Source organism: uncultured Planktosalinus sp. (assembly GCF_963973675.1).
Taxonomy (GTDB): Bacteria; Bacteroidota; Bacteroidia; order Flavobacteriales; family Flavobacteriaceae; genus Planktosalinus.
The window spans coordinates 1-6,647 of the sequence record NZ_CAXBAN010000130.1 but is presented as its reverse complement, the minus strand read 5'-3'; the positions used below and the strand labels follow the sequence as shown (position 1 = coordinate 6,647).

The following is a 6,647-nucleotide window of genomic DNA, read 5'->3' as shown; positions in this document are numbered from 1 at the left end:
AGAAAAACTCATAAAAGGAAAACAAATTGAATTAGAACTTTCTTCATGAATTTAAGAGATTTATTATATACAGTCACCTTAAACGCAGTTGTCGGAAGCACTGATGTGATCATTTCTCAGCTCAAATTTGATTCAAGAGAGGTAGAATTCAATGATTGCTTTATTGCCATAAAAGGGTCTGAGGTCGATGGGCACCAATACATACAAAAAGCTATTGAGAAAGGAGCATTGGCTATTATTTGTGAAGAATTGCCTGAACACATAATAAACGGGATTACGTATGTACAGGTAGATGATACCAAAAAGGCTCTGGCCATTATGGCAGCTTCTTATTTTGGGAACCCTTCAAAAAAGTTAAAACTCATTGGGATTACCGGAACCAATGGAAAAACTACCATTGCAACGCTATTGTATCAGTTATTTAAAAACGCCGGTTTTCAGGTTGGATTAATTTCCACAGTAAAAATAATGATACTCAATGAGGAGTTCAAGGCAACACATACCACACCCGATTCACTTACGCTCAATTCCTATTTAAATAAAATGGTATTTGAAGGAGTAGATTATTGCTTTATGGAAGTGAGTTCTCATGGCATTCATCAAAAACGTACCGAAGGCCTTCATTTTGAAGGTGGCATTTTTACAAACCTTACACAAGATCACTTAGACTATCATAAAACATTTGCAGCATACCGTGATGTTAAAAAAATATTTTTTGATCAACTACCCAAGGGAGCTTTTGCGTTGGTTAATGAAGATGATAAAAACGGGATGGTAATGATGCAAAATACCAAAGCTAGGAGGTTTACCTATGCGCTTAAAACACAAGCTAACTTTAAAGCACAGGTGCTTGAAAACCAATTTAGTGGTCTTTTATTGAAAATAAACTCCAGTGAGCTGTGGTCAAAACTCATTGGCGAATTCAATGCATACAATTTATTAGCCATTTATGGAGTAGCTACTATTTGCGGTCTTGAAGAACTTGAAGTTCTCAGGCTAATTAGCGAGCTTGAAAGTGTAAGTGGACGTTTTCAGTATCAGATATCAGATTCAAAAATAACGGCCATTGTAGATTATGCCCATACTCCCGATGCGCTTAAAAATGTATTGGAAACTATCAATAGTATACGTACAGGAAACGAAACACTTATCACTGTTGTGGGTTGTGGTGGCAATCGAGATGCAGGTAAGAGGCCTAAAATGGGACACATAGCCTCTGCATTAAGTGATAAAGTTATTTTTACCAGTGACAATCCGCGTAATGAAGATCCTGATGCAATCATAAGAGATATTGAAAAAGGAGTAGAGCCTCAAAATTTCAAAAAAACCCTTGCGATTTCAAACCGACGGCAAGCCATCAAAACGGCCTGCCAGCTAGCAACTGAGAATGATATCATACTTATTGCCGGAAAGGGCCATGAAACCTATCAGGAAATAAAAGGAGAGCGCTTTGATTTTGATGATTTTAAAATTGTAAACAGCTTCTTAAAAGAATTAAACAAATAATATGCTGTACTATTTATTTGAATACTTAGATGCCAATTTTAACATCCCGGGAACAGGGCTGTTTCAATTTATCTCTTTTCGCTCAGCGATGGCAATAATCTTTTCATTGTTTATCGCTATTGTATTCGGTAAAAAAATCATCAATTATCTCCGCAAAAAACAAATTGGCGAAACAGTTAGAGATTTAGGACTCGAAGGTCAAAATGAAAAAGCTGGTACACCTACAATGGGAGGACTCATTATTATTTTGGCCACCTTGATCCCTGTTTTTTTGTTTGCCAAGCTTGATAATATTTATGTTATCATGCTCATTTTCACCACAATTTGGATGGGAATCATTGGTTTTATTGACGACTACATAAAAACTTTTAAAAAAAATAAGCAGGGTCTGCCCGGTAAATTTAAAGTGTTTGGCCAGGTTGTTTTGGGAATCATAATCGGAGCTACAATGTATTTTCATCCACAAATTACTGTAAAAATGGATGACAATGTAAAGCCTAAAACACATCAAATTGTTGATTTGAGCGAACAGCAACTTATCAATAAAGAAACAAAGGGGTTGGTAACCACCATTCCATTTATGAAAAACAATGAGTTTGATTACTCTGCCCTTATTACATGGCTGGGTCAGGGCTACGGAAAATATGCCTGGATCTTGTTTATTCCCATCGTGATTTTTATAGTAACGGCAGTATCTAACGGTGCCAACCTCACAGATGGTATTGATGGTCTGGCAGCAGGAACTTCTGCTATCATAGTTATTGCTTTGGGCATTTTTGCCTGGGTTTCGGGCAACGTGATTTTTTCAGATTACCTCAATATCATGTACATACCAAGAACCGGAGAAATGACCATTTTTATCATGGCATTTGTAGGAGCACTCATTGGGTTTTTATGGTATAATGCCTATCCGGCACAAGTGTTTATGGGTGACACCGGAAGTTTAACCATAGGTGGAATCATTGCGGTTATTGCAATCGCCGTGCGTAAAGAACTGCTCATCCCAATATTGTGTGGAATCTTTTTTATAGAAACTCTTTCAGTAATGGTGCAGGTAAGTTGGTTTAAATACACGAAAAAGAAATTTGGTGAAGGAAGACGTATTTTCAGAATGTCACCAATTCATCATCATTATCAAATTAAAGGGTTTCATGAAAGTAAAATAGTAACCCGGTTTTTAATCGTGGGAATTATTCTTGCGGTTCTGGCTATTGTAACATTAAAAGTCAGATAATGAAGCGCTTGGTGGTTTTAGGAGCAGGAGAAAGTGGGGTAGGTGCCGCACTGTTGGGAAAACAAAAAGGTTATAAAGTGTTTGTCTCTGATAAACAAAAAATAAAATCAAAATACAAGGAAGTTCTTATACATAATGAGATAGAATGGGAAGAAGAAAAACATTCCAAATCGCTAATAATGACTGCAGATGTGGTTATGAAAAGTCCCGGAATACCAGATTCAGCTCCTCTTGTAAGGGAGCTTAACCAAAACGGTATTTCTGTGATTTCTGAAATTGAGTTTGCAGTTCAGTTCACTAATGCAATCATCATTGGCATCACCGGTAGCAATGGCAAAACCACAACGGCAAGCCTTACACATCACATCCTTAAGAAGGGGGGGCTTAATGTGGGTTTAGCAGGAAATATCGGTCAAAGTTTTGCAGCACAGGTAGCAGAGAAAAAAAATGACTTTTATGTGCTGGAACTGAGTAGTTTTCAACTGGACGGTATCGTCAACTTCAGACCCCATATAGCAGTATTGACCAACATCACAGAAGATCATCTGGATCGGTATGATTATAAATTTGAAAACTATATCAACTCAAAGTTTAGAATCACAATGAATCAAACAGATGCCGACTATTTTATTTATGACGCTGATGACCCGGTGATAGAAAAGTGGATGTTAAACAATAGTGTACAATCTCAAAAAATGCCTTTTTCATTACGCAAAAAGTTCGATGAGGGAGCATACATAAACAATGATAAAATTACAATTACAATAAAAAATAAAACCATAGAAATGCCTACAAAAAGTTTAGAATTACAAGGGAGTCACAACCTTAAAAATGCAATGGCAGCGTCTACCGTTGCAAAGTTGCTGAGTATCAGAAAAGCAACAATCAGAGAGAGCTTAACCAACTTTCAAAGTGTAGAACACCGATTGGAAACGGTACTCAAGATTCAAAATGTCACGTATATAAATGACTCTAAAGCAACAAATGTCAACGCAACATTTTATGCGTTAGACAGTATGAGCAGCCCCACAGTGTGGATTGTTGGAGGGGTTGATAAAGGTAATAACTATGAGGAACTACTACCCTTAGTAAATGAAAAAGTAAAAGCCATTGTCTGTCTGGGATTGGACAATGAAAAAATCATTAACACTTTTGGAAATGTAGTGCCTGTATTAACACAGACAGAGTCAATGAAAGAAGCGGTGGAACTTGCTTACAAACTGGCAGATAAGGGTGATACTGTATTATTGTCTCCGGCCTGTGCCAGTTTTGATTTATTTGAAAATTATGAAGATCGGGGTCGTCAATTCAAAAATGCAGTGAGAAACCTCTAAAACTTAAATTATAATAAATGAAAAAGTATTTGCAACATATTAAAGGAGATAAGGCCATTTGGGCCATTGCTGCTTTGTTGGCATTGCTTTCATTTTTGCCGGTGTATAGTTCAAGCAGCAACCTGGCATATTTATACGGCAACGGCAATACATTTGGGTATTTATTAAAACACGGCATGCATCTAGGCTTAGGCTTTGTAATTTTATATGCAGTACATAGAGTTCCTTATAACTATTTCAGGGCTTTTTCAATTATTGGTATTCCAATTGTTATTGCTTTATTAATCTATACGCTGGCTCAGGGAACTACTATAGAGGGAGCCAATGCCAGTCGATGGATACAAATTCCATTGGTAGGCTTTACCTTTCAAACCTCCTCGCTGGCCATGGTTGTTTTGATGGTTTATGTTGCTACCTACCTCACTAAAATTAAAGATAAAATTATTTCTTTTAAAGAGAGTATCCTGCCTTTATGGGTGCCCGTATTTTTAGTTGTAGGGCTCATTCTTCCGGCGAACTTTTCAACGGCAGCAATTTTATTTTCTATGGTCGTGCTACTGGTTTTTATGGGAGGCTATCCATTCAGGTATTTGGCTACAATCTTAGGAGTAGGCTTTGTAATGCTGTCGCTTTTTGTTCTAACGGCAAAAGCCTTTCCGGGTGTGTTTCCCAACAGGGTAGATACCTGGATCAGCAGAGTTGAAAGCTTTACAGATTCCAAAGATGCCGAAGAAGGTTATCAGATTGAAAAAGCTAAAATAGCCATTGCAACAGGTGGAGTTACAGGTTTAGGACCCGGAAAAAGTGTACAAAAAAACTTTTTGCCTCAGTCCTCTTCAGATTTCATTTTTGCTATTATCATTGAGGAGTTTGGGTTGGCAGGAGCCTTGTTGTTGATGTTCTTATATGTGTGGTTGCTGTTTCGTATTTTAATAGTTGCTGGAAAGGCAAACTCCCGTTTTAGCAAACTGGTAGTGATTGCTGTGGGAATTCCTATCATCTTTCAGGCATTCATCAATATGGCGGTAGCGGTTGAATTATTTCCGGTAACAGGACAAACCTTGCCACTTATAAGTAGTGGTGGGACATCCATTTGGATGACCTGTCTTTCGTTGGGGATCATATTAAGTGTAAGCGCAAAAAGAATTGAAGTAAAAAAAGAAGTAGACGAAGAAAATCCATTAGATATATTAAGTGAAGCAGTATAAATTCATAGTGTCAGGAGGTGGAACCGGTGGTCATATCTACCCGGCGATAGCAATTGCTAACGAACTAAAGGCGCGGTTTCCCCAAGCCCGCTTTTTGTTTGTTGGTGCTCAGGATCGTATGGAAATGCAAAAAGTGCCTAAAGCCGGCTATGAAATTGAAGGACTTTGGATATCCGGTATCCAACGAAGGTTGACCTTTAAAAACCTAAGTTTCCCTTTTAAATTGATTCACAGTATAGCGCGTTCACGAAAAATCATCAAAACATTTCAACCTGATGTTGTTATAGGAACGGGTGGTTTTGCTAGTGCCCCTTTATTGAAAGTAGCGTCCTCTAAAGGGATTCCCTGTTTGATTCAGGAACAACTCTTTTGCTGGAGTTGCCAATAAATGGCTGGCAAAAAAAGTAAAAACCATTTGTGTGGCCTATCCCGGAATGGAGAAGTTTTTTCCAAAAGAGAAAATAGTTTTTACAGGAAACCCGGTCAGACAGGATATCGTCAACGTTTCTGATAAAAGAGTACTCTCATTGAAGCATTTCAATCTGGATGAAAGCAAAAAAACATTGCTTGTGCTGGGTGGTAGTCTGGGTGCAAGAACCATCAACCGGCTCATTGAACATTCCCTGTCGTTATTTGAAACACTTGGTGTTCAGTTAATCTGGCAGACAGGAGCCTATTATTATGATACCTATAAAAAACACAATCAGAATAAGAACGTTCAAGTGGTTGATTTTTTATACCAGATGGATCTTGCGTATGCAGCAGCCGATGTTGTTATTTCCAGAGCAGGAGCACTTTCAGTCTCTGAGTTGTGCCTGGTTGGTAAACCGGTAATCTTTATTCCTTCACCCAACGTTGCTGAGGATCATCAAAAGAAAAATGCCCTTGCCATTGAAGCCGAAAAAGGTGCAATTCTTCTGGAGGAAAATGAGATTGATAAACATTTTGAAAGTAAATTCAAAGACCTGATTGACTCTGAGGAACATCAAAAACAATTGGGAGAAAATATTTTAAAATTTGGCAAACCCCACGCAACACGAGCCATAGTAAACGAAATTGAAACCTTATTAAAAAAAGGAGTATGAATTTGAACACACACATACAAACAGTTTTTTTTATAGGTATCGGCGGGATCGGCATGAGTGCATTGGCTCGCTATTGTGCTGCCTTAGGTAAAACGGTCTACGGATATGATAAAACAGCAACAAAACTAACAGCATCTTTATTCAGTGAAGAAATTCTGGTGAATTATGAAGATCGGGTAACTTCAGTTGAAGAAAACTTTGATGTAGAAACCACCCTTGTAGTTTATACACCGGCAATTCCTTCAGACAGTGAGTTGTTAAATTACTTTAAAAACAATGG

The 6,647-nt window shown here is 37.9% G+C and carries 5 protein-coding genes and 1 pseudogene; all 6 read left to right on the top strand.

The window, feature by feature from the left end; genetic code table 11:
* The first annotated feature begins 45 nt into the window (after positions 1–45).
* Entirely contained in the window at positions 46–1,506 is a 1,461-nt protein-coding gene (locus AACY61_RS06685; RefSeq protein WP_339610802.1) for a UDP-N-acetylmuramoyl-L-alanyl-D-glutamate--2,6-diaminopimelate ligase, read from the top strand.
* Between the two features lies 1 nt (position 1,507).
* Positions 1,508–2,740 carry a phospho-N-acetylmuramoyl-pentapeptide-transferase gene (gene mraY, locus AACY61_RS06680; RefSeq protein WP_339610801.1) on the top strand — a complete coding sequence of 411 codons (1,233 nt, stop codon included), beginning with the start codon at positions 1,508–1,510 and terminating at the stop codon, positions 2,738–2,740.
* Positions 2,740–4,074, top strand: coding sequence for a UDP-N-acetylmuramoyl-L-alanine--D-glutamate ligase (gene murD / locus AACY61_RS06675; RefSeq protein WP_339610800.1), 1,335 nt, complete (start codon positions 2,740–2,742; stop codon positions 4,072–4,074). Before mraY ends, murD begins: the two co-directional genes overlap by 1 nt.
* 17 nt (positions 4,075–4,091) lie before the next feature.
* Positions 4,092–5,282, top strand: a complete 1,191-nt coding sequence (locus tag AACY61_RS06670) for an FtsW/RodA/SpoVE family cell cycle protein (RefSeq protein WP_339610799.1) — start codon at positions 4,092–4,094, stop codon at positions 5,280–5,282.
* Positions 5,269–6,367 (top strand): annotated as a pseudogene (gene murG, locus AACY61_RS06665) (undecaprenyldiphospho-muramoylpentapeptide beta-N-acetylglucosaminyltransferase). Before AACY61_RS06670 ends, murG begins: the two are co-directional and overlap by 14 nt.
* The coding region (locus AACY61_RS06660; protein ID WP_339610798.1) for a Mur ligase domain-containing protein at positions 6,364–6,647 on the top strand (284 nt) is incomplete at its 3' end. The pseudogene murG and the gene AACY61_RS06660, both read left to right, overlap by 4 nt.

Excerpts from the sequence above, each read along its gene's own strand:
- AACY61_RS06685 (WP_339610802.1), top strand. The coding sequence starts at position 46 with ATGAATTTAAGAGATTTATTATATACAGTCACCTTAAACGCAGTTGTC.
- mraY (WP_339610801.1), top strand. The coding sequence starts at position 1,508 with ATGCTGTACTATTTATTTGAATACTTAGATGCCAATTTTAACATCCCG.
- murD (WP_339610800.1), top strand. The coding sequence starts at position 2,740 with ATGAAGCGCTTGGTGGTTTTAGGAGCAGGAGAAAGTGGGGTAGGTGCC.
- AACY61_RS06670 (WP_339610799.1), top strand. The coding sequence starts at position 4,092 with ATGAAAAAGTATTTGCAACATATTAAAGGAGATAAGGCCATTTGGGCC.